At 60.9% G+C, this 23,492-nt stretch carries 17 protein-coding genes and 4 tRNA genes; 14 read left to right on the top strand and 7 right to left on the bottom strand.

Annotation, left to right across the window (positions count from 1 at the left end):
• Nucleotides 1–4: 4 nt before the first annotated feature.
• Nucleotides 5–3,475, bottom strand: a complete 3,471-nt coding sequence (locus tag M1D68_RS18630; RefSeq protein ID WP_420767881.1) for a hybrid sensor histidine kinase/response regulator — start codon at nt 3,473–3,475, stop codon at nt 5–7.
• Nucleotides 3,476–3,719: 244 nt separating this feature from the next.
• A complete protein-coding gene (locus M1D68_RS18625) occupies nt 3,720–4,259 on the bottom strand; it encodes a TetR/AcrR family transcriptional regulator (protein ID WP_457968013.1) in 540 nt (179 codons plus the stop codon).
• A 103-nt stretch (nt 4,260–4,362) separates the two neighbouring features.
• Between M1D68_RS18625 and M1D68_RS18620 the strand changes: the two genes are divergently transcribed.
• The 3 genes from M1D68_RS18620 to M1D68_RS18610 all read left to right on the top strand — a co-directional run bounded on the left by M1D68_RS18620 (nt 4,363) and on the right by M1D68_RS18610 (nt 8,920).
• Nucleotides 4,363–5,556, top strand: a complete 1,194-nt coding sequence (locus M1D68_RS18620; protein ID WP_457968012.1) for an MFS transporter — start codon at nt 4,363–4,365, stop codon at nt 5,554–5,556.
• A 103-nt stretch (nt 5,557–5,659) separates the two neighbouring features.
• On the top strand, nt 5,660–6,820 hold the full coding sequence (locus tag M1D68_RS18615; protein WP_434560155.1) for a TDT family transporter: 1,161 nt from the start codon (nt 5,660–5,662) through the stop codon (nt 6,818–6,820).
• 225 nt (nt 6,821–7,045) lie between these two features.
• Nucleotides 7,046–8,920, top strand: a complete 1,875-nt coding sequence (locus M1D68_RS18610) for an MFS transporter (RefSeq protein WP_457968011.1) — start codon at nt 7,046–7,048, stop codon at nt 8,918–8,920.
• Nucleotides 8,921–9,026: 106 nt separating this feature from the next.
• Here the strand turns inward: M1D68_RS18610 and sugE are convergent, their stop codons facing one another.
• The 3 genes from sugE to rdgC form a co-directional block, all read right to left on the bottom strand.
• Nucleotides 9,027–9,341, bottom strand: coding sequence for a quaternary ammonium compound efflux SMR transporter SugE (gene sugE / locus M1D68_RS18605; RefSeq protein ID WP_420767876.1), 315 nt, complete (start codon nt 9,339–9,341; stop codon nt 9,027–9,029).
• A 116-nt stretch (nt 9,342–9,457) separates the two neighbouring features.
• Complete coding sequence (locus M1D68_RS18600; RefSeq protein WP_420767875.1) at nt 9,458–10,423, bottom strand: bile acid:sodium symporter family protein; 966 nt, start codon at nt 10,421–10,423, stop codon at nt 9,458–9,460.
• Nucleotides 10,424–10,564: 141 nt separating this feature from the next.
• Entirely contained in the window at nt 10,565–11,485 is a 921-nt protein-coding gene (rdgC, locus tag M1D68_RS18595; RefSeq protein ID WP_434560149.1) for a recombination-associated protein RdgC, read from the bottom strand.
• 160 nt (nt 11,486–11,645) lie between these two features.
• On the opposite strand from rdgC, the gene M1D68_RS18590 reads away from it, so the two are divergent.
• The 4 genes from M1D68_RS18590 (at nt 11,646) to M1D68_RS18575 (ending at nt 12,164) form a co-directional block, all read left to right on the top strand.
• Nucleotides 11,646–11,721, top strand: a tRNA-Val gene (locus M1D68_RS18590).
• A 19-nt stretch (nt 11,722–11,740) separates the two neighbouring features.
• Nucleotides 11,741–11,817: transfer RNA gene (locus tag M1D68_RS18585), tRNA-Asp, on the top strand.
• A gap of 177 nt (nt 11,818–11,994) precedes the next feature.
• Nucleotides 11,995–12,070 (top strand) — tRNA-Val (locus M1D68_RS18580).
• A 17-nt stretch (nt 12,071–12,087) separates the two neighbouring features.
• Nucleotides 12,088–12,164: transfer RNA gene (locus M1D68_RS18575), tRNA-Asp, on the top strand.
• A gap of 90 nt (nt 12,165–12,254) precedes the next feature.
• On the opposite strand, the gene M1D68_RS18570 is transcribed toward M1D68_RS18575, so the two are convergent.
• Both M1D68_RS18570 and M1D68_RS18565 read right to left on the bottom strand, forming a co-directional pair.
• Nucleotides 12,255–13,391 (bottom strand): catalase family protein, encoded by a 1,137-nt coding sequence (locus M1D68_RS18570; RefSeq protein ID WP_457968010.1) that lies wholly within the window; start codon nt 13,389–13,391, stop codon nt 12,255–12,257.
• 31 nt (nt 13,392–13,422) lie between these two features.
• Nucleotides 13,423–15,228, bottom strand: coding sequence for a di-heme-cytochrome C peroxidase (locus M1D68_RS18565; RefSeq protein ID WP_457968009.1), 1,806 nt, complete (start codon nt 15,226–15,228; stop codon nt 13,423–13,425).
• A gap of 270 nt (nt 15,229–15,498) precedes the next feature.
• Here M1D68_RS18565 and M1D68_RS18560 point away from each other — a divergent pair, with 270 nt between their 5' ends.
• The 7 genes from M1D68_RS18560 to M1D68_RS18530 all read left to right on the top strand — a co-directional run bounded on the left by M1D68_RS18560 (nt 15,499) and on the right by M1D68_RS18530 (nt 23,342).
• The gene (locus tag M1D68_RS18560) at nt 15,499–16,212 is read left to right on the top strand and encodes an FKBP-type peptidyl-prolyl cis-trans isomerase (RefSeq protein ID WP_030142016.1); all 714 of its coding nucleotides are present in this window, start codon (nt 15,499–15,501) and stop codon (nt 16,210–16,212) included.
• A gap of 294 nt (nt 16,213–16,506) precedes the next feature.
• Nucleotides 16,507–16,962, top strand: coding sequence for a YkvA family protein (locus tag M1D68_RS18555; protein WP_420767871.1), 456 nt, complete (start codon nt 16,507–16,509; stop codon nt 16,960–16,962).
• A gap of 114 nt (nt 16,963–17,076) precedes the next feature.
• Nucleotides 17,077–17,418 carry a helix-turn-helix domain-containing protein gene (locus M1D68_RS18550; protein WP_434560143.1) on the top strand — a complete coding sequence of 114 codons (342 nt, stop codon included), beginning with the start codon at nt 17,077–17,079 and terminating at the stop codon, nt 17,416–17,418.
• Nucleotides 17,415–17,786 carry a hypothetical protein gene (locus M1D68_RS18545; RefSeq protein WP_003179080.1) on the top strand — a complete coding sequence of 124 codons (372 nt, stop codon included), beginning with the start codon at nt 17,415–17,417 and terminating at the stop codon, nt 17,784–17,786. The genes M1D68_RS18550 and M1D68_RS18545 overlap by 4 nt, the downstream gene beginning before the upstream one ends.
• Nucleotides 17,786–18,187, top strand: coding sequence for an SEL1-like repeat protein (locus M1D68_RS18540; protein ID WP_434560141.1), 402 nt, complete (start codon nt 17,786–17,788; stop codon nt 18,185–18,187). The genes M1D68_RS18545 and M1D68_RS18540 overlap by 1 nt, the downstream gene beginning before the upstream one ends.
• A 199-nt stretch (nt 18,188–18,386) precedes the next feature.
• A complete protein-coding gene (locus M1D68_RS18535; protein WP_457968008.1) occupies nt 18,387–23,033 on the top strand; it encodes an RHS repeat-associated core domain-containing protein in 4,647 nt (1,548 codons plus the stop codon).
• A gap of 3 nt (nt 23,034–23,036) precedes the next feature.
• On the top strand, nt 23,037–23,342 hold the full coding sequence (locus tag M1D68_RS18530; protein ID WP_457968007.1) for a hypothetical protein: 306 nt from the start codon (nt 23,037–23,039) through the stop codon (nt 23,340–23,342).
• The last annotated feature ends 150 nt before the right edge of the window (nt 23,343–23,492 follow it).

Raw genomic sequence — 23,492 nt, 5'->3', positions numbered from 1 at the left:
CCTATTACAACGGCAAGTGCCGGCTCAACAACGCCCTCAACGCCGCCGGCTTCACCGGCTTGGCCAAGTAATCCAATCCCGCCGCATGCACCTGGGCCACGGTCTCGGGCCGGCCATCGGCACTGATCACCACTCCGGGCACCGGCTCGCCCATGCGCGTGCGCAACCAGGCCATCAGTTCGGTCCCGGTTTCGCCGTCGTCCAGGTGAAAATCCACCAGCGCCAGTTGCGGCCGGCCGCCCTGGGCGAGCCAGCGCTCGCATTCTTCACGATTGCGCGCCGTCCATACGCGGCACCCCCAGCGGGTCAGCAGGCTGTTCATGCCGATCAGGATGCTGTCTTCGTTATCGACACACAGCACCTGTGCGCCGCTGGGCAAATGGCCGTTGGCTTCGATCACGACAGTGGGCTCGACGGCTTGGCTACTGGCCAATGGCACGCTGACGCTGAACACGCTGCCGCGCCCTGGCCAGGAACGCACGCGCAAGGTATGGCCGAGCACGCGACACAGTCCATCGGCAATTGCCAGGCCGAGGCCGAGGCCTTTTTCGGCCCGGGTCTGATGGCTGTCCAGGCGTTTGAATTCTTCGAAGATGACTTGCAGCTTGTCTTCGGCGATCCCCGGCCCGCGGTCCCAGACCTCCAGACACAGCTCGCCGTTGCCCCGGCGCACGCCTAGCAGCACCGGGCCCTTGGCGTAGCGGAAGGCATTGGTGAGGAAGTTCTGCAGCACGCGGCGCAGCAGCTTGATGTCGCTGTCGACCCGCAGCCGCGAACCGCGAACCCGGAATTTCAAGCCTTGCTCTCGAGCCAGCACGGTGAACTCGGCGCCGAGGGTATCGAATAGATCATTGAGGACAAACGGCTTGCGGTCGGGGTTGATCTTTCCGTTTTCCAATCGGGAGATGTCCAGCAGGTCCGTGATCAAGTCCTCGGCCGAGCGCAACGAGCTGTCCAAATGTTGTACCAACTGCCGGGCTTCGCTCGGCAAGCCGTCGTGCTGATGGGAAAGCGCGGCGGAGAACAGGCGCGCGGCGTTGAGAGGCTGCATCAAGTCATGGCTGACGGCGGCCAGGAAGCGGGTCTTGGACTGGTACGCGGCTTCGGCCGTGCTCTTGGCTTCGGTCAGCGCGAGGTTGAGTTGCGACAGTTCGCGGGTGCGTTCGGCCACCCGCTGTTCCAGCCCTTCGTTGGCTTCGGTCAAGGCCTGTTCGGCTTCGCGGTAAGCAGTGATGTCCGTGAAACTCATGACGAAACCGCCGCCGGGCATCGGGTTGCCGATCAGCTCGATCACACGGCCGTTGGGGAACAGGCGTTCCGAGGTGTGCGCGCGGCCTTGGCGCATCCAGTGCAGGCGCCGGGCGACATGGACTTCGGCCTCGCCCGGGCCACAAAGGCCGCGCTCGGCGTTGTAGCGGATGATGTCGGCGATCGGCCGACCGACGCTGATCAAGCCGTCGGGGTAGTTGAACAGTTCCAGGTATCGACGGTTCCAGGCCACCAGCCTGAGGGACTGGTCGACCACGCTGATGCCCTGGGTGATGTTTTCGATGGCGCCTTGCAGCAGCGCTCGGTTGAATTGCAGCACTTCGGACGCTTCGTCGGCGATCCGCACGACGTCTTCCAGTTGCATCTCGCGGCCTTCGATGGCCGCTTTCACCACGGCTCGCGTCGACGACGCGCCGAGTACACCGGCCAGCAGCCGCTCGGTATGGGCGATCCATTCGCTGTCGGCGTTCTGGCTCGGGTTGAAGCCTTTGCCTTGGCGATAGGCAAAGCGAATGAAGCTCTGGCGCGCCCGTTCTTCGCCGACGAAGCGGGCCGCCAGCTGCAACAGATCCTCGATCTGGACCGCCAGCATCGAGCGAGGATTGGGTCGGGCGCTGATCTCCTGACCGATGAAGCGTCCAGCCTGCCAATGCTCCGACACGCGTGTGCGCGACAGGACCGAAACCCAGGCGAACAATATGAAATTGCCCGCCAGGGACAGGACGACACCTTGGGTCAGCGGCGTGATCGGCAGATCCAGCGGATTGCCATGCAGCCAGGCCAGGCCGGGGAAGCTGCTCAGTGACCAGCCCAGGCTATGGGCGGCGATCGGCAGCACCAGCGTGTAGAACCACAGGAATATGCCCATGGCGAGGCCGGCGAACACGCCGCGTCGATTCGCCTGTTTCCAGTACAGCGCGCCGATCATGGCGGGTGCCAGTTGCGTCACGGCGGCGAAGGCGATCTGGCCGATGGTGGCCAGGCTCGCGGTCGAACCCAGCAGCCGGTAGCTGACATAAGCCAATAGGAGAATCGCAACGATGCTCACCCGGCGTACCGACAGCATCCATTGGCGGAACACTTCGAAAGGCCGCTCGGCGTTGTTGCGGCGCAATAGCCATGGCAGCAGCATGTCGTTGGAGACCATGGTCGACAGGGCGACACTCGCCACGATGACCATGCCGGTGGCGGCCGAGGCGCCGCCGATGAAGGCCAGCACCGCCAGCGCCGGATGGGCCTGGGCGAGTGGCAGGCTGATGACGAACGAATCCGGCAGTACCGAGCTGGGCAGCATCATTTGCCCGGCGAGGGCGATCGGCACCACGAACAGGGCGGCCAGGGCCAGGTAGGCGGGGAACACCCATTTGGCCAGGCGCAGGTCCTGGGGTTCGATGTTCTCCACCACGGTGACGTGGAACTGCCGTGGCAGGCAGATGATCGCCATCATCGCCACGCCGGTTTGCACCACCATGGACGGCCAGTTGATGGTCTCCTTCCAATACTGCTCCAACCGTGGCGCGAGCATCGCCTGGTTGAACAGGTCGTCGAAGCCGTCATAAAGGCCAAACGTGACGAACGCGCCAACCGCCAGGAAGGCGAACAGCTTGACCAGCGATTCAAAGGCAATCGCCAGCACCATGCCGCGGTGGTGCTCGGTGGCGTCGAGGTTGCGAGTGCCGAAGACGATGGTGAACAGCGCCAGGATCAGCGAGACGATCAACGCAGTATCCTGCGCTCGGGTGCCCATGGCGTCGGCACCGGCGCCGATCAACAGGTTCACGCCGAGCACGATACCCTTGAGCTGCAAGGCAATGTAAGGCAGCACGCCGACCAGGCAGATCAGGGCGACCACCACTGCCAGTGATTGGGATTTGCCGTAGCGGGCGGCGATGAAGTCGGCGATGGAGGTGATGTTCTCCTGCTTGCTGATCATCACCATCTTCTGCAAGACCCACGGCGCCAGTACCAGCAGCAGGATCGGCCCGAGGTAGATCGGCAGGAATGACCAGAGCTGTTCGGCGGCCTGGCCCACGGCGCCGAAAAACGTCCAGCTGGTGCAATACACCGCCAGCGACAGGCTGTAGACCCACGCGCGCACACGTGGTGGCAGCGGTGTGCTGCGTCGGTCGCCGTAAAAGGCGATGGCAAACATGATGGCCATATAGGCCAGGGCGACAACGGCGATCAGCCCGCTGGACAGCGACATGGAAACTCCCAGACAAATACCCCCGGGCTTGGGCCCGGCAAGACAGTCTCGCACGCCAGCTCGGGTTCGTCAGTGTCGACCAAGGTCGAGGCGTGGCGGGGTGTCGCGGGTGGGATTTTTTTATGCAGCGATGTTGCCGGCCTCATCGCGAGCAAGCTCGCTCCCACAATGGCTATTTATCGAATACAAGATTTGTGGCACACCGAAGTCCAATGTGGGAGCGAGCTTGCTCGCGATGGCATTTTCACTGATCCATCGCCATATCCACCAACCGATACAGCTCCTCGACCTCCAGCGGCGCAGTGGCGAAGAGGATTCGAAATACCGTCGGCGCCACGATCACATTCACCAGTCGCTCGATACCCGGGTTCGGCTCGTCGGGATAACGATCCAGGATGATCTGCAACTGGCCGCTGATAATGCCCACGCAATACCCCGGCGTGGCGCAAGCCTGGATGTCACGCATCATATTGCGGCCAGGTTCTGAACTCATCTCGTCGAGGTATTGCTCGGCCCAGGCGCGCAGGTCGCCGCGCAGGCTGCCGGTGTTGGCCGGCTCGCTGTCCGGGCGCATGCGCGCGATGGCAACGTCGGCCAACAGCGCCGGCAGATCGCCCCAGCGCCGGTAGATGGTGGACGGCGTGACCCCGGCGCGCGCGGCGATTTGCGGCACGGTCAAGGTGGCGCGGTCCTGCTCCTGGAGCAGGGCGCGTACCGCCGAGTGAATCGACTCCTGAACCCGGGCACTTCTGCCGCCGGGGCGTAAACCTTCTTTAATAGCCATGCATCGGACCTTAACACAAAGAATTTGCTTTAAGCGCATGCCGGTAGCACACTCCGCAAAAGCAAAAAATTAGCTTTTATGAATCTCCTCGTGGAGCGTGCCCATGTCTCGTCCAGCTTCGACCCGCGCCAGTCTCATCTTCCTGGCGATCACCTTGCTCGGTTTTCTGGCGGCCTCCAGCGCGCCGACGCCGTTGTATCACCTCTACCAGGAACATCTGCAGTTCTCCCCGGCGATCCTCACGCTGATCTTCGGTGTGTATGCGTTCAGTCTGTTGGCGGCCTTGCTGGTCGTCGGCTCGTTGTCCGATTACCTCGGTCGCAGACCGGTGATCTTCGCGGCATTATTGCTCAACATGCTGGCGATGCTGCTATTCATCAATGCCGACAGTGTGGGCTGGTTGATGGGCGCGCGACTGATACAAGGCTTCGCCACCGGCATGGCCACCAGTGTGCTGGGCGCCGCGTTGCTGGACTTCGATCGCCAGCAAGGCCCCCTGGTCACCAGCGTTGCGCCCCTGCTGGGCATGGCGTGTGGCGCGATGGGGTGTGGCCTGCTGGCAGAATTTGCGCCGATGCCGCTGCAACTGACTTATTGGCTGCTGCTGGCGTTGTTTCTGGTCCAGGCGGTTTATCTCTGGCGCCTGGCCGAAAGCGTTAGCCCGCAGCCCGGGGCCTGGCGGTCGTTGCGCCCCACCTTGCATGTGCCGGTCCAGGCCCGGCGCGCGTTGTGGCTGATCCTGCCGCTGGACCTGGCGGCCTGGGCGGTCGGTGGTTTCTATCTGTCCCTGGCGCCGTCCCTGGTTCGAGCCGCCACCGGTTCGACATCGAACCTGATCGGCGGCTCGCTGGTGGCCGTGCTGACACTCAGCGGCGCATTGTCGATCTACATGTTGCGTAACCGCGCCGCGCAAATGATGCTGCGTCTTGGCGCGACGCTGCTGGTGCTTGGCCTGGCCCTGGTGTTGATGGCCGTACACGCGGCCAGCCTGCCGTTGTTTTTCATCGGCACGCTGGTGACCGGCAGCGGTTTCGGCGCGGGATTCATCGGCGCGCTGCGCAGCATCATGCCCTTGGCCTTGCCCCACGAGCGGGCTGGCTTGATGTCGGCGTTCTATGTGCTCAGCTATCTGGCCTTCAGCCTGCCATCGTTGCTGGCGGGGAATCTGACCCGTATTTTCGGCCTGATTCCGACCACGGACGGCTACGGCGCGGTGTTGATTGTCATGGCCGCCGGCGCGCTGGTGGGTTTGTTGCGTGAACCCGCACGGCCGCTGGCGGACGGGATTCGGCCATGATTGCTTATCTATAGAACAGAATAGATATAGAGAAATTACCCGTTATATAGATATTCGATCCGGTTCTAGCATAGCTCCACCTCATCCGAGGAGAGGAGTGATCATGACCTGCTTTGCTGAAAACCGTTTTCGACCGCTGAGCCATTTGCCGGGGCCATTGGAAGTCGTCCGCCAATTCACGCCGAACTGGTTTGCCGCGACCATGGGCACCGGTGTGCTGGCGTTGGCCCTGGCACAACTGCCTGGGGCCAACCCTGGCGTATATGCGATTGCGCAAGGATTGTGGCTGTTCAATATCGTCCTGTTTGCCCTGTTCACCGGGCTCTACACTGCTCGCTGGGTGCTGTTCTTCGACGAGGCCCGGCGGATTTTCGGGCATTCAACCGTGTCGATGTTCTTCGGCACGATCCCGATGGGGCTGGCAACGATCATCAACGGTTTCCTGGTGTTCGGCGTACCGCGCTGGGGCGAGGGCGTGTTGTCGCTGGTCGAGGCGTTGTGGTGGACTGACGTGGCGATGTCGCTGGCCTGCGGTGTGCTGATTCCGTTCCTGATGTTCACCCGCCAGGAACACCGCATCGACCAGATGACCGCCGTGTGGCTGTTGCCCGTGGTGGCCGCCGAAGTCGCCGCCGTCAGCGGTGGCCTGCTGGCGCCGCACTTGGCTGACGTGCATTCGCAACTGATCATATTGGTCACCAGCTACATACTCTGGGCATTTTCCCTACCGGTGGCGTTCAGCATTCTGACCATCCTGCTGTTGCGCATGGCCTTGCACAAACTGCCCCACGAGAACATGGCCGCTTCGAGCTGGCTGGCCCTCGGCCCCATCGGCACCGGCGCACTGGGCATGTTGGTGCTGGGCGGCGATGCGCCGGTGATTCTTGCCGCCAATGGCCTGCCGGGCGTGGGCGAGGTTGCATCGGGCCTGGGGTTGGTCGCCGGTATCACCCTGTGGGGCTTCGGATTCTGGTGGATGTTGATGGCGCTATTGATCACCGCGCGCTATTTGCGTGAAGGCATCCCGTTCAACCTCGGCTGGTGGGGCTTCACCTTTCCCTTGGGCGTGTATGCGCTGACGACGCTGAAGCTGGCAAGCCTTCTGGACCTGGATTTCTTCAGCGTGTTCGGCTGCGGGCTGGTGGCGCTGCTGGTGGTGATGTGGATGATCGTCAGCTGGCGCACGCTGGTCGGCGCCTGGCATGGCGAGTTGTTTGTGTCGCCGTGCCTAGTGTCCTGTACCTCAAATACTGCTCCTTCTTGACTGCGTCTGTTGTCGTCATGCAGCGTTGCCGCTCCTCGCCATAACGGGCTATGACTCTTTGCTACGCCCTGCCTGACGACAACAGCCACTCGCCAAAAAGAAACGTATTTGCGAAACAGGACACAGGAAGTGCTGGGGAAATAATCGCCAAAGACAGGTAATGTGTGGCCTGGATCGAAAAAGCGTCATTCCAATAAGCGTCCACGCCACTCAGGAACATGGAAGATGAGTCACCCTTCACAGTTCACCTTGCTTCGCACGCGGCGCTTCCTGCCGTTCTTCGTTACGCAGTCCCTTGGCGCGTTCAACGACAACGTCTTCAAGCAATCATTGATCCTCGCCATCCTCTACAAACTGGCCATCGAGGGCGACCGCTCGATCTGGGTCAACCTTTGCGCGCTGCTGTTCATTCTGCCGTTCTTCCTGTTCTCGGCGCTGGCGGGGCAGTTTGGGGAGAAGTTCGCCAAGGACGCCTTGATCCGCCTGATCAAGCTGGGCGAAATCGCGATCATGGCGGTCGGCGCGGTGGGTTTCCTGTTCGATCACCTGTGGCTGATGCTGGTGGCGCTGTTCGCCATGGGCACCCACTCGGCGTTGTTCGGGCCGGTGAAATATTCGATCCTGCCGCAAGCCCTGCGCGAAGACGAACTGGTCGGTGGCAATGGCCTGGTGGAAATGGGTACGTTCCTGGCCATCCTGGCGGGGACCATCGGTGCGGGGATCATGATGTCTTCGGCGCACTACGCGCCGGTGGTGTCGGTGGCCATTGTCGGCATTGCCGTGGCCGGTTACCTCGCCAGTCGCGGCATCCCACGGGCGGCGGCGGCCTCGCCGCAGATGCGCTTGAACTGGAATATTTTCAGCCAATCGTGGGCGACCTTGAAGCTGGGCCTCGGGCAGACTCCGGCGGTGTCCCGCTCCATTGTCGGCAACTCTTGGTTCTGGTTCGTCGGGGCGATCTACCTGACGCAGATTCCCGCGTACGCCAAGGAATGGATGCACGGCGACGAAACCGTGGTGACCCTGATTCTCACGGTTTTTTCAGTAGGGATTGCCCTGGGTTCGATGCTCTGCGAAAGACTGTCAGGGCGCAAAGTGGAAATCGGCCTGGTGCCGTTCGGTTCGTTCGGGCTGACGGTGTTCGGCCTGCTGCTGTGGTGGCACTCCGGTGGAATCCCCGACAACGCCGACGGCCATGGCTGGCTGCAGATTCTCGGGTTTGGCCACGCCTGGCTGGTCCTGATCGATATCCTCGGCCTGGGTATCTTTGGCGGCTTCTACATCGTGCCGCTGTATGCGCTGATCCAGTCGCGTACCGTTGAGAACGAGCGGGCGCGGGTGATCGCCGCCAACAATATTCTCAACGCCTTGTTCATGGTGGTCTCGGCGATCGTTTCCATCGTCCTGCTGAGCCTGGCCAAGCTGTCGATCCCCCAGCTGTTTTTAGTGGTGTCGCTGCTGAACATTGGCGTCAACGCCTACATCTTCAAGATCGTCCCCGAGTTCAGCATGCGCTTCATGATCTGGCTGCTCAGCCATTCCATGTACCGTGTGGAGCATCGCAACCTGGAGGCGATTCCCGATGAGGGTGCCGCGCTGCTGGTGTGCAATCACGTGTCGTTTGTCGATGCCTTGCTGATTGGCGGTGCGGTGCGTCGGCCGATTCGCTTCGTGATGTACTACAAGATCTACAACCTGCCGGTCCTGAACTTTATCTTTCGAACCGCTGGGACGATTCCGATTGCCGGACGCCAGGAAGATATTCATATCTACGAAAAGGCCTTCAGCCGCATCGCCCAATATTTGGAAAACGGCGAGCTGGTGTGCATCTTCCCTGAAGGAAAGTTGACCGCCGACGGTGAGATCAATGAATTCAGGAGCGGCTTGACGCGCATCCTTCAGGAAACGCCGGTGCCGGTGATTCCGCTGGCGTTGCAGGGGTTGTGGGGGAGTTTCTTCAGTCGCGACCCGGGTAAAGGGATGTTCCGTCGGTTCTGGTCGCGCGTGACCTTGGTGGCGGGGACGGCGGTAGCGGTCGAGTCGGCTGAGCCTGCGAAGTTGCAGGCGTTGGTGGGCGAGTTGCGTGGGGCTGTCAGGTAATAGCTGTGATTTTGCGGGCTTCTTCGCGAGCAGGCTCGCTCCCACAATGGACCGCATTCACTCGGTCGACTGTGGGAGCGAGCCTGCTCGCGAAGGCGGTGGAGGCTTAAGCGCTGGCCTTGAGTCCGATCAGCCCGGCAATGATCAACGCGACGCTGGCCAATCGGATCAGTGCCATCGATTCACCAAACAGAATGATCCCGGCGATCACCGTGCCTACTGCACCGACCCCGGTCCAGATTGCGTAGGCCGTACCCAGCGGCAGTTCCTTCATGGCAAGGCCCAGCAGGCCAAGGCTGATCGCCATGGCCGCGATGGTCAATGCGGTAGGAAGCGGGCGGCTGAAACCGTCGGTGTACTTAAGGCCGACAGCCCAGCCGACTTCGAACAGGCCGGCAAAAAACAGAATGATCCAGGACATCACACACCTCATCGATGGATGGGGTCGTCCCCGGACAAAAACGCTATGGCGCGCAGGGTCGTCCCCGCATCGGGCGCCAGAATGCCCAATGCTGACTGTTCGGTCAAGTCCGCCTATCAGTCCGCCGTCTGCCGGGAGAGCTCTTCTCTGTCCTGCTTTTCGCTCATGCGACGGAACCAGGTCGAGAGCAGGGCGCCGGAGATGTTGTGCCAGACGCTGAACAAAGCGCTGGGCACCGCCGCCAGCGGCGAGAAGTGCGCACTGGCCAATGCCGCGCCTAGGCCGGAGTTCTGCATGCCTACTTCCAGGGACAAGGTTTTGCGCTGGGCCAGTGGCAATCCAAACAGCCGACCGGTGAAATACCCCAGCAGATAACCGAAGCTGTTATGCAGGATGACGATAGCCATGATCAACAGGCCGGATTCGGCGATTTTCGCCTGGCTGGCCGCCACCACGGCGGCGACGATGATCACGATACTGACCACCGATACCAGCGGCAGGACTTCTACGGCGTGACGTACCCGCGCACCCAACAAGCGCTGGGCAACGATGCCCAAGGCAATGGGTAGCAACACGATTTGCAGGATCGACCAGAACAAGGCGGAGAACGACACCGGCAACCAGGCCGACGCCAGCAGCCAGATCAGCGCCGGGGTCAGCAAAGGGGCAAGCAGGGTGGTGATGGCGGAAATCGCCACGGCCAGCGCCAGGTCACCGCGTGCGAGCCAGGTCATGACGTTGGACGAGGTTCCACTCGGGCAGCAACCCACCAGAATGACCCCAACGGCGATTTCCGGCGGCAGGCTGAACGCTTGGCAGAGCAGCCACGCGGTGCCCGGCATGATCACGAACTGGGCAATCACGCCCAGGGCCACGCGTCCTGGACGACGAGCCACTTCGGCGAAGTCTTCCAGCTTGAGTGCCAGGCCCATGCCGAACATCACCAGTCCCAGCAGTGGCACGATGGCGACTTTCAAATCGACGAACCATTGCGGTTGCATGAACGCCAGCACCGCAAAGAACAGCACCCAATAAGCGAATGTATTGCCGACAAAGCGGCTTAACGCAGCCAACGCACGCATGACCTGATCCTTATTATTAAGAACACCAAATACTAATGTGGGAGCGAGCCTGCTCGCGATAGCGGCGTGTCAGTCAACACCTCGGTGGCTGTCATACCGCTATCGCGAGCAGGCTCGCTCCCACAGGGCAATCGTTACTTCTTAGATCCCCTGCGGAATCTCTTCCCCACCCAGCGCTTCAACCAACGCCGGCAGGAATTCGCCGAACGTCAGCATCATGAGGGTAAAGCTGGCATCCAGTTGGCCGAGGGCTTCATCGCCGCCATCCTGCTCCGCCTGGTCCTGCAACAGGTCTTCGAACTTGAGGCGCTTGACCACCATCTTGTCGTCGAGCACGAAGGACAGCTTGTCCTGCCAGGCCAGCGACAGCTGCGTCACCACCTTGCCGGTGTTCAAGTGCAGTTGGATCTCGTCACTGGTCAGGTCCTGGCGCTTGCAACGGACGATGCCACCGTCTTCATGGGTATCGCGCAGCTCACATTCGTCCAGCACGTAGAAATCGTCCGCGGCTTTCTGCGTCTTGACCCAGTCGGTCATGATCGCGGTAGGCGCTGTCTTCACTGTGAGTGGGCGTACCGGCAGTGAGCCGATGACTTCGCGCAGGGTGGAGAGCAGGTCTTCGGCACGTTTCGGGCTGGCGGAGTTGACCAGAATCAGGCCCTGTTTCGGCGCGATGGCGGCAAAGGTAGACGAGCGTCGGATAAACGCACGAGGCAGGAACGCCTGGATGATTTCATCCTTGATCTGGTCCCGTTCCTTTTTATAGACCTTGCGCATTTGCTCGGCTTCGATCTCTTCGACCTTTTCCTTGACCGCGTCGCGCACGACGCTGCCCGGCAGGATGCGTTCTTCCTTGCGTGCGGCGATCAACAGGAAGTCCTGGCTGACGTGCACCAGGGGGGCGTCTTCGCCTTTGCCAAATGGCGCGACGAAACCGTAAGTGGTCAACTCCTGGCTTGCACAGGGGCGCGCCAGTTTGCTCGCCAGTGCAGTTTCCAACGCCTCGGCATCAAAAGGCAGATCTTGGGTCAGGCGATAGATAAGCAGGTTCTTGAACCACATGGGGTGAGTCTCTCCTTTATACAAAGGGGGGCATTATTCTCTTCGCGGCGTCATAGGCCAACCCTTCGCTAAGCCTTTGGAAGACCTGAAAAAATTAATTTAAAAAGTGCTTGCCAGGTCGGGGAGTGCTCCGTAGAATGCGCGCCACACCGAAAGTGAAGGGTGATTAGCTCAGCCGGGAGAGCGTCTGCCTTACAAGCAGAATGTCGGCGGTTCGATCCCGTCATCACCCACCATTCGCTTCCAGTGTTACGCGCAGCGGTAGTTCAGTCGGTTAGAATACCGGCCTGTCACGCCGGGGGTCGCGGGTTCGAGTCCCGTCCGCTGCGCCATATTCGGTTACCTGGAACACTGAACGCCAGGTCACCACAGAAAGCCCGCTAACGCGGGCTTTTTGCTGTTTGCAGTTCCCGCGGTGCGTGTGAATCACATTTTTTTTGCTGAATTTACCAATTAAATCAGCACGTTATAAAAAACTGTGAGAGAATGCGCCCCGCATCGAAAGTGAAGGGTGATTAGCTCAGCTGGGAGAGCGTCTGCCTTACAAGCAGAATGTCGGCGGTTCGATCCCGTCATCACCCACCAAACTTTCAATGTTACGCGCAGCGGTAGTTCAGTCGGTTAGAATACCGGCCTGTCACGCCGGGGGTCGCGGGTTCGAGTCCCGTCCGCTGCGCCATATTCGGCACTTGGAACACTGAACGCCAAGTGCTAACCAAAAAGCCCGCTCATTGAGCGGGCTTTTTGTTGCCTGTCATTTGGCCCCTTGCTACTGCTCAGCGTTCCGGCTGTGGCGGTAATCGCTGACCGCCTCGTACACCGCCTTGCGCAAACGGTTGATCCCACCAATGGGTCGATGGGCCTCGATGCCAAACCACGGGTTGAAAGACTGGTTGTCACACGCCAGGTTCAGCTTGGGCGTATCGAAATCCTGTGCCGGAACCTTGATCCGCGCCACCGTTTCGAACGGCGCATCGCTTTCCTTCCATTCAATACTGGTGTCTTCGATCGGCATGTATTTGCTCGGGTCCTGGTGCTGGATCTGCAAGACAAAACAGGCCGGCACGCGATCGGTGGATAACTGCTGATTCAGCGCGCTACGCAAGAAATTCGGCAGATCCTGGTTTTGGGGCGGCAAGGTGTAGCCTGGGCAACTGTCTGCATCCGGCGTGACGCGAAACTTGGCATTGACTTCGCCGAACTTGTAAGGCGAAACCGAAAAATAGGTGGTCTGGGTCGGGCTTGCCGGAGGCGGCGAAAGTGTCGCCAGGGCGATAAACAGATGGCGGATCTGCCAAGTGCGTGGGTCCAGGCTTGGAAAGAACGCCATTGCCTTTTTTCCATCGGCTTGCGCGGCCACGTTCTGACGGTACTCGGCGACATCACTGACGAAGAAATTCGGATGATTGAACATCACGAAATCCTGCTCGCCCTGTGATTGCCGATCAGCCAGCAGTTGCTTGCCGGGCACGTCCCGCAGTTTGATCGCCATCCCCCGCGCATCGCGCAGGCTATCGAACTGGGGATAAGCGTTGCCATTGGAGAGGCGGATCGTTGCCTGCCAGGTCCTGCCCGGTTCAGCGAACACACCCTGGCGCAATGGCGCAGGCAGGTCACTGGGCACCTGGACTTCGGCCATGACGCAACCGTGGGCTTTGGCATGGGCATCGCGCAGGTAGCGGGTACCTTCGCGGTGCTGGTCGACGATGCGGATGGCGGTCTGGATGATGTCCTGGGTCATGGCGCTTTCGTCGGGCGGTATCTGTTCCTTGTCCGGGACCGGTCCGCTGTGTTGCCAGGCGAACCAAGCGGCAGCCAGGGCCCAGCCGAGCAGCCCGATGCCCAGCAGCCATAGAAGCGTCTTGCCCAAAAAGGCGCCGAGGCGCAGCCAGAGCGTGATCAGCATGCAAACATCCTTTTACCTGTGGGGTTCGTCATTACAGTTGCGACTCCAGTGGCCCGCCGAGCACCTTTAAATACTCCAGCAAGGCCCAGCGCTCTTGCGGTTGCAGCAAGCGACCGATAACGCCATTGCCTCGCTCGCCCGCGCGGAACTCATGGCCGCTGTTGTGATTGCCAGTGACCCGCGTATCGAAGAGAAATCCATTGGCAAAGGCCTCCGTGCGATAGCCCAGGTGTCGCGGATCGTACTCGAAGCTGCCTTTATAGAAGGTGGTGGCCCGCTCAGCCTGGGGCGACAACAATTGATAGAGGGTTGGCACGGAGCCGTTGTGCAGGAAGGGCGGGGTGGCCCAGACGCCCGCCAGCGGTCGCGCTTTGTAGGCGCGCAGTTCACGCACGCCGATGGGCAGGCCAAAACCATCCAGGGCCGGGCGCTCGGCTGGCGTGACGCCGGCGTCGCGATAGGCGCGGTTTTCGACGAATGCCGTGACATAGGCCAGGCCCTTGGCGACCGAGACCCGGCTAAGGTCCAGTGGCTCTGTCGGGGTCGGGTGCAGTTGTACATCCAGCTTCGCCAGTTCGGCCGGATCCCATTGCAGACTGGTCAGATTGAAACGGTGGTCGGCGATATTGTTCGCAGTGCCGGGGTCGGTGCCGATCACTTTCACCGGCAGCATGTGCAATTGCTGGACCGGTCTGTCGGGGCCCTGGATAACCTTGGGCACATGGCAGCCGGCACAGTTTTCGGTAAACAGCGCCCGGCCTTTTGCGGCCAACGGCTTGTCGATCGAGCCCAGCAATGCTTCCGGCCACGCTGGGGGCTTGAGCAGTTGCAGGGTTTCTTCGATCTTGTTCAGGTCGCGCACGCGTACGCTGGATGGATAGCGTGCGTCGCCCTGTAACGGTTTGCCCTGGGCGTCGAAGAAGCTCAACGTGGCACCGACGCCCAACGCTTCGCCGACATTGCGGGCCATCGGTTGCTGGGCCGAGCCGTTCCATTGCACCCAGTCGAATGTCCACATTTCCCATAATTGCGGGTAATCCACCGGCGCGTTGGCGACCCGGTAGTTTTCTGCCGAGATGGCATCGCCAAAGCTTGCATTGGCGATACGGCCGAAGGCGTCGGTACGGCCAGGGCCTTCCTCGGTAGGGTAGAGGCCGCGGTGGGTGTCGTTCCAGGCCGTGCGCAGAAAAGTGTTCAGGGACACCTTGAACGCCTTGCGCAACTCTTCATGGCGGGCGTCGTAGTCGTTGCCCAACACCTGGCGGGCGAAGCGTTCGAATTTCCATGGGTTGTAGTAAGTCGAGGCGAGACTCGCGACCAATGCCTGTCCGAAACTACCTCCGCGCAGTGTCGGAACAGTCGATGGCAACACGTGCTGGGCTGAACCGCCGTCGATCCGTATCGCTTGGCCCTTGAAGCGCAATTCGCCGGTGTGGCAGGCCGCGCAGGTGATGTCCAGATATTGCTCGCTGTTGCTGGCATTTTGGTGCCGCGTGAAGCCTACCGGCAGGTTGCCGGGGTTTTCCGGCGTGGCCTTCTGCGCCGGATCGACGAGGAAACCGAAGCGCGCCAAGTACTCCGGCGAAGCGAAGCGCTGTTGCGAAAAAGGAAGTTCCAAGGCGGTGAACCAGTCATAGCGCAGGCCTTTGACCTGGGTGCCCTGGGGCGTGAAGTAGTAGGTTTGGCGCTCGGCGGGGCTCCATTGCTCCAGGTAATGCACCTGTTCGACAGGTGTATAGGCGGGCAGGCGCGGGTTGGCGACGTAATAAAGCACCACGGCCGCGGCGACGACCAGCAGTGTGAGGATCAGCAAAAGAATGCGAGAGAGGAGGCGCACGGTAACGTCCTTGTTTTTTTTGATATGCCCTTATGCCTCAGTGCCGCTTGGCCGGCAAGTGGCCATTACCCTGGGCTGGCGGCGGGGCGGCTATTTGTCCCGGTTCGTAATAGATGACAGATGCTTCATCTGCCCAGGATTAAAAAGCGTTTGCCGGCCTGAACTTATCATCACTTTGCGGCTCACATGCCGGTAGCCATTGGTCGTGGCCGCCTGATAAGCTCGCGGCTTTACTCGATTGCCCTTTAGGCGCATGAACAAGGAAATAGCATGAAACAGCATCGGTTGGCGGCGGCGGTTGCCCTGGTTGGCCTGGTACTGGCGGGTTGCGACTCGCAGACCAGCGTAGAGCTGAAAACCCCGGCGCAGAAAGCTTCCTACGGTATCGGCCTGAACATGGGCAAGAGCCTGGCTCAGGAAGGTATGGATGACCTGGACTCCAAAGCAGTGGCCCAGGGCATCGAAGATGCCGTCGGCAAGAAAGAACAGAAGCTGAAAGACGAAGAGTTGGTCGAGGCCTTTGCCGCACTGCAAAAACGTGCCGAAGAGCGCATGGCCAAGATGAGCGAAGAGTCGGCTGCGGCTGGCAAGAAATTCCTCGAAGAAAATGGCAAGAAGGCCGGCGTGACCACCACCGCTTCGGGCCTGCAATATGAAGTCGTCAAGAAAGCCGACGGCGCGCAGCCCAAGCCGACCGACGTGGTGACCGTTCACTACACCGGCAAGCTGACCAACGGTACTGTCTTCGACAGTTCCGTGGAGCGTGGTAGCCCGATTGACCTGCCGGTCAGCGGTGTGATCCCAGGTTGGGTCGAAGGCCTGCAATTAATGCACGTCGGTGAGAAGTACAAGCTGTACATCCCAAGTGACCTGGCGTACGGCGCCCAGAGCCCGAGCCCGGCGATCCCTGCCAACTCGGTCCTGGTGTTCGACCTGGAGCTGCTGGCCATCAAGGACCCGGCAAAAGAAGACGCAGCCAAGTAATCGCGTCTGCTATAAAGACAACGCCTCGCTCATGCGGGGCGTTGTTGCATTCGGCTTTCGGCAAATGAGCAAAAAAACCGAACGCCCGGCAGCGACCACAGTCATAGGCAATACAGGCGTCGTGCTAGACCCAGTCGGCCAATCAAGTCAATGAAATATTGGGTTTTTTTATGTGAGTAAAAAACGCCCGATCTAAGCCGAGCCCTTATGAACCGTGGGCTTCAGCGGTGAAATGCAGCTCTGTTCACAAGGTTATCCACAATTTGTGTGGATAACATTTCAGTGGGAGAAGAAATGAAGGCGCCGTGGAATTTCACGAGATTTCTGCCCCTGGCGGGACGGCTTTTGGCCCGCGGCCGATTGCCGACATTACTGTTTGCCGTCGCCAGCAAGGGCGCGCGTGAAGGAGGGCGGCTAGGCAAGCTCAAGGACGACCTGCGCTTGCTTCAGGCGTTGTGCCTGGCTTACTGGCGTGGTGAATACCGGGCAGTCAGCGCCAAGTCGTTGCTTTCGATAGTGGCCGGGCTCATGTACTTCCTGAGTCCCTTGGACGCGATTCCGGACTTGCTGCCCATGCTCGGCATGTTCGACGACATCGCCGTGCTGGCGTGGATCATGAAGACACTCGACGACGAACTGAGCGCCTTCCGTGCCTGGCGAGACCGGCAGTCACCCGAGAAGCTCGCGTTGGTGGAAAGACTTCCCGATACCCCGGAACAACTTCAGCTCCAACGCCCGAAAAAGATCTGATCCAGCCCTATCCCTTCAGAAGATCATCGCCCCCGCGACCTTAGCCGCTATTTAGGATTACACTTCCTAGGAAAAAAGCTGACTCGCTAAGTGTTGTTGTCCTACGGGGTAGTCATGGATATTCAAGTAATCACACGCGACGGAGAGCCCGAGTACGCGGTTTTACCGTGGGATCAGTACCAGTCGTTATTGAAGGCAGCAGGCATTAAACAAGCTCCGCCGCGCGAGGCAGACGTCCAGCCTGCGGCGGCACCCGGCCAGGTTCTCCCTGGTCTGGATCAATTGCGCAGTCTGCGCGAAGGGAAGGGCATCGCCATCGAGGCGTTGGCCCGCACGGTAGGCATCAGCCCGTCTTATCTGGCCATGATCGAGAGTGGTGAGCGTCAGCCCGACGCCGCTATCAAGCGCAGTCTGGCCTGGGAACTGACGGTGCCGGGTTGGAGGGATGAATCGTGAGTGTACGCATCAGTCGGCAACATTGGGACGGGTTGTTGGGTGAGTTGGACCAGGCGCGGCGCCAGCGCCATTTGTTGACCTATCGCGCCTTGCTGGAACGCTTGCAACTCCCCAGCCCGGCCATGCAGACCTTGACCGCAGCGCTTGAACACCTGGCCGCGCTGGACGCCCGCGCCGAACAACCGCTGCGCAGTTCGCTGGTCATCAGCCAAGGCGCCAGCCGGCTGCCGCGTACTGGATTTTTCGAATGCGTCGAGCGTCTTGGGCGCTTTTCCGGTCCTTCCGACGGCGTAGCCGCCGCGTCCTGGCATGCTTCGGAAGTGGTCCGGGTGTTCGAGTACGAATATCCCGAATCGGCGGAAGCCTAGTGCTCTGGCGTATCAAGGCCCGGGCTGGTTATTGGCTCGCGCGCCGGTTGTTTCATTGGCCATGGTTCGTTCGACAGCCGCGTGGCTGGGCCTGGCTCGAAGGTCAGTTCGCACGCATGGCGAACCTGGGCGACGTTGGCGCCCAGAGTTTCTACGGGCACATCCTGACATTTCGTGGCCAAGGGCTGGGCGCCCGGGAAGAGGGCATTCGCTTGCTGCGCCTCGCCGCACTTGCCGGCGATGGCAAAGCCGCATACCAGCTCGGTGTCATCAGCCTTGCCGGCAGCACCACTGGCGCGCCGGATCCGGTGGAAGCGGCTCGCTGGTGGACCTTGGCCGCAAAGGCTGGGCACCCACTGGCTGAAATAAAGCTCAAGTCGCTCAAGGGCCAGGAACCTTAGTTTCCTCAGTCTTTATTCCCCCGTTCTGAGGGGGATTGCCCTGCGGGGCTAATCAAAGAATTGTCCTACGCGCTCCGCCTCCTTATCTGACTTATTTCCCAAGCCGTCCCCGGCAAAGTCTCGCGCTCCGATTTCTTGCGAGACGCTTGCCCATGCCCGATCGTTTTCTCCTGCCGGTTCTTGATCGAGCCATGCGCTGATGGATCAGGCGCGCCGCATCGAGGCTGAACTCGACAGCTTCCAGGACACCCTTTCGCTTTATCGCGAGCAGCTTGAACGTTGGTATAGCCGGGCTGCGGATCGCGTCAGCCAAGCGGCCGACCTGCCTTCGCTGATGGGCATGGAACGACTGATTCGTTTCGGCCAAAGCACCACGGCAGTCGACGTCCGGGACAGGGACTTTCTATCCGTCGTCGCCCAGTGCCCGCAAGGCGGGATCATGACGATCGAGAGCAAGCTCGAGTCCGTGTACGACATCCCGCTGGGCGATATCGTGGTGGATGTGGTGGCGGTGGACACGGGCGAGGCCACGCCGGTCACGCTGGATGCTCAGGGCGTGGGTCGCTTCAAGGGCGAGGCGGGGCGGTCTTACCGGGTGCGTGTCCAGGGCGAAGTGTCCCCCAAGCGAATCGATGAGCTGTTTTCTTCCTACGACGGCCTGACGAATGATCTGACGGACTGGCTTCGCGGCGAGTGGCAGGGCTTCAAGCCGCTGTGGGCCCAGCAGTCATTGGCGACTTCGGCGGCAGCGGTGGGCAATGGCTTGCTCGCCGGCGGTTGGGCGGCGATCGAAGGCGTGTGGGACAGCATCAGTTTGCTGTCGGACATCCTCAAGGATCCCTCCCGGTTCGGCGAACGGTTGGGCAGCAGCGCAGCCGAGCTGGCCCAGCTTGCCGAGTCGGCGCCGCTGGTCATGGCGAGGCTGCAATTGCTCGCCAGCGACGAAGCGGCGCTGTGCTTGTTGGTGCGCACCGCCAGTCTCTGGCTGGACATGCTGCCCCCCAGTGAACTGGTGGGCGACACGGCGACGGTGTTATCCACAGTGGTCGTGCAGTTGGTCATTGACCTGTTGATCGGCGTGGTGCTGACCTTCGTCGGGGCAGGCGCGGGCATTGCTTATCTCTCGATGCGCCTGGGCCGGCACGGTGCTCGTCTGCTGGATGCCGTGAAACGTTTTATCAGTGCCATTTTCGAGCTGGTGAACGGCTTCATGGGCTACGTTGACCGCTACAAGGCTGTGGCCGCGCGGGGCATTGCCGCCGGCGTAAAGAAGGGACGCATGCAGTTGCGCTGGGATGCGCAGCGCAACACCACGCTTAAAAAGCAAGAACACCACGACGACGCCCCCGCCCAATCGAAAAACCCCAACGGCGACCCCGCCGACAGCGCCGCCCAGACCCGCACCGACGGTTGCCCGGTGTCCATGGTCACCGGCGAAGAGCTGCTCACCCTCGAAGACGGCACCCTCGACGGCCGCTTGCCCTTCGTCTTCACCCGCCTCTACCGCACCAGCGCCGCCGACCTGGACATCGGGCTCGGCCGCGGATGGACCCATGCCCTGGCCCATCGCCTGTTGATCGACGGCGAGCAGGTGACCTGGATCGACCAGGAAAACCGCCGCACCACGTTTCCCCGGCCCAGCCTGCAACGCCCCGCCATCCACAACAGCCTGGCCCGCGCGGCGATTTACCTGAGCAACGAGCCGGACGAATTGATCGTCGCCCAGCCCGGCGAAGACGCTCCTTTCCTACATTTTCGCGACGGCCATCTGACGGCCCTGAGCGATCGGTACGACAACCGCCTGACCGTCCAACGCAACATCTACGGCGACATCAGCCGCCTGGACAACGGTGCCGGCCGCTGTTTGCGTTTGCGCTATGAGCATCGGCATCTGGTCGCCATCGAGTATCAGAGCTTCCACCCGGCGCTGACCCTCGACGAAGCCTGGCGCACCGAACAGACCCTGGTGACCTACCGCTACGATGCGCGTTCGCGCCTCATCGAAGCGACCAACGCCGCCGGCGAGAGCGAGCGCTACGACTACGACGACCAGCACGTCATCCTCCAGCGGCAACTGGCCGGGGGCGCGAGTTTCTACTGGGAGTGGCAAGGCCTCGGCCCGGCGGCGCGCTGTGTCCGGCATTGGGCCTCGTTCGCGCAGATGGACAGCCGCTACACCTGGGGCGACGACGGCAGCGTCACGGTCCGGCATATCGATGGCAGCCAGGACGTGTATGTCCACGACGACCACGCGCGGCTGGTGCGCCAGGTCGATCCCGCCGGCGGCGAACACCTCAAGGCTTATGACGAACAGGGCCGGCTGATCGCCGAGCAAGACCCGCTGGGCGCCGTCACCGAATACCGCTACGACGAAGTCGGACGGCTGGTGGCGCTGATTCCGCCGGAAGGCGAGCCCACGTCCTACGAATACCGAAACGGTTTCCTGCACGCCCGGACCCGCGGCAAGGCCGTGTGGACCTACTGGCGCAATGCCCAGGGCGACATCATCGAAGTCGTCGACCCGGCTCGCCAAAGCACTTGGTATCACTACGACGACCAGGGGCAACTGAACACCATCAGCTACCCGGACGGCGGTGCCCATCATTTTGTGCGAAACCCGTTGGGCCAACTGACGGAAGAAATCCTGCCGGACGACGGCCAGCGAGTTTTTACCTACGACGCCCTGGGCCGCCTGCTGACCCGTCAAGACGAACGCGGCGCCATCACCCATTACCAATGGGACGCCGTGGGCCGCTTGCTACAGACCACCCTGCCCACCGGCGCGACCCGTGCATGGACCTACAACGCCTACGGCAAGGTCACCGCGGAACGGGACGAACTGGGGCGCATCACCCGCTACGAATACGCCGACGATCTGCACCTGGTCAGCCGCCGCCTCAACCCCGACGGCAGCGAACTGAAGTACCGCTACGACTCGGCGCGGCTGTTGCTGACCGAAATCGAGAACGAATCCGGCGAAAAGTATCAGCTGGACTACACGCCCAACGGACTGATCCGACAGGAAACCGGCTTCGACGGCCAGCGCACCGGCTACGCCTACGACCTCAACGGCCACCTGCTGGAAAAGACCGAATTCGGCGCCGACGGCAGCCAGCGGATCACCGCCTACCAACGCGACACCGCCGGCCGCCTGCTGCGCAAGACCTTGCCCGACGGTGCCACGGTCGAGTACGGCTACGACGCCCTCGGGCGACTGATCAGCGTTGAAGACGGCCATTGGCCGCTGGCCTACGAATACGACAACCAGGACCGCCTCGTCGCCGAACACCAGGGTTGGGCGAGCCTGCATTATCGCTACGACGATGTCGGCCGGCTGGTCCATTGCCGCCTGCCCGATCGCAGCACCCTGGATTACCGCCACCTGCGAGGCGGGGCGCTGATCGCCATCGACCTCAACGGCACGTGCCTGACCGAACACCGCTTCAAGGGCGGCCGCGAACGCCAGCGCCAGCAGGGCCAGTTGCTCAGCGACTACAGCTACGACGAACAGGGTCGCCTCAAGGCCCAGACCGTGTGGCAAAGCCAGCAAAAACAACTGTTCTGGCGTGACTATTCCTACAGCGCCAACGGCAACCTCGCCGCGCTTTCCGACACGCGAAACCGACGCGGCTACCAGTACGACGCGCTGGATCGCCTGGTGCGCATCGACTACGCCCACAGCCAACCCCCGGAACACTTTTCCCACGACCCGGCCGGCAATGTGTTGTTCAACGACCGTCCCGGCCCGACCACCCTCAAGGGCAACCGCCTGCTGATGGAGGGTGATCGTCACTATGACTACGACGCCTACGGCAACCTGGTCCGCGAACGCCGCGGCCATGCCCAGTGCCTCGTCACGCAATACCGCTACGACAGCCAACATCGGCTCATCGGCGTCACCACCCCCGACGAAAGCGAAACCTCCTACCGCTACGACGCCTTCGGCCGACGCATCGAAAAGACCGTGGACGGCCTTACCACGGAATTCATCTGGCAGGGCGACCAGGTCATCGCTGAAAGCAGCGACCGTCACTACCAGAGCTACGTCTATGAGCCCGGCACCTTCCGCCCCCTGGCCCTGCTGGAAGGCGCAGGCCCGGAAAAAGCCACGCCGTTCTACTACCACCTCGACCACCTCGGCACCCCTCAGGAACTGACCAGCCACCAAGGCGAAGTCGTCTGGGCCGCGCGCTACAACGGCTACGGCAAACTCACCGAACTGCGCCACGGCGACGGCAAGCGCCTGGAACAACCGCTGCGCTTTCAGGGGCAATACCACGACCGGGAAAGCGGCCTGCATTACAACCGGCACCGGTACTACAATCCGGAGACGGGGCGGTATTTGACGCTCGACCCGAGCAAGCTGGCGGGTGGGTTGAATGGGTACCGGTACACCCTGAACCCGACGGGGTGGGTGGATCCGTTGGGGTTGGTGGATTGCCCGGGAAAAGGTAAGTGCACTCCTGGACAGGGCGATCAAGCTCCTGGACACACAACGAGTGTCAACGAAGGTGCACCCAAGCTTCCAGATGTCGAATGGACAAATCACGGTAACAAGCATGTTTCTCCAAAAGCGCCTTGGCCCGCCGTCGTGAAATCTACTGCCAACGGTGGTGCAGCCAGATATTTACCGGGTACTGATATTGAAGCACTGGAGCGTTATGTTTTTGCAAACGGACAAAGTGTTAATAATGGGAAGCCATGGAAAGTTATGGATCTGGGACGAACGGTCGGAGCAAACGACGGCAAAGAAACTCCCTATATGAGAGTCGAATTGAGCGCTCGCACAATTCATGGTCACCCCATATCCGAAGAATCGTTTAAAAAATACACCAAGAAGAAGTAATCGATGAACACTCAGAAAATAAGCGAGCTTGGCGGAAAAATAACATTTGATGATATTTCGCATTTAAATCAAGCCATGGAACCATCGCTGCTTATAGATGACCTGAAAGAGGACCTGTTTCAAGCCAGCTTCCCTTTGGATCAAATTTTAGATATCGGTTGGTACCCGGAGTTTTGTCAGGATGGTCATTTTAGAGTCCTTCTGATATCAAAATCTGACTGGGACGCTCCAGTAAGTTGTGAAAACGCTAAGAACTGGGAGGAGCTGGAAGAAGTATTAGCAAACACGCTAAATAAAATTAAAATTTAGGACATTTGCAATAGGATCAGGTGAATCGAATTGAGTTGATTCTGACCGATAAACCGCTATCGCGAGCAGGCTCGCTCCCGCAAGAGATCAGCTAAAGGCCGGAGCCGTGCTTCGCCCCAGTCATCCCTTGGCCAACGGGGCTGCTGTGCA

The organism is Pseudomonas sp. R4-84 (assembly GCF_054130985.1).
Note: the sequence above shows the minus strand (reverse complement) of the source record. Positions and strands in the feature narration are given on the sequence as shown.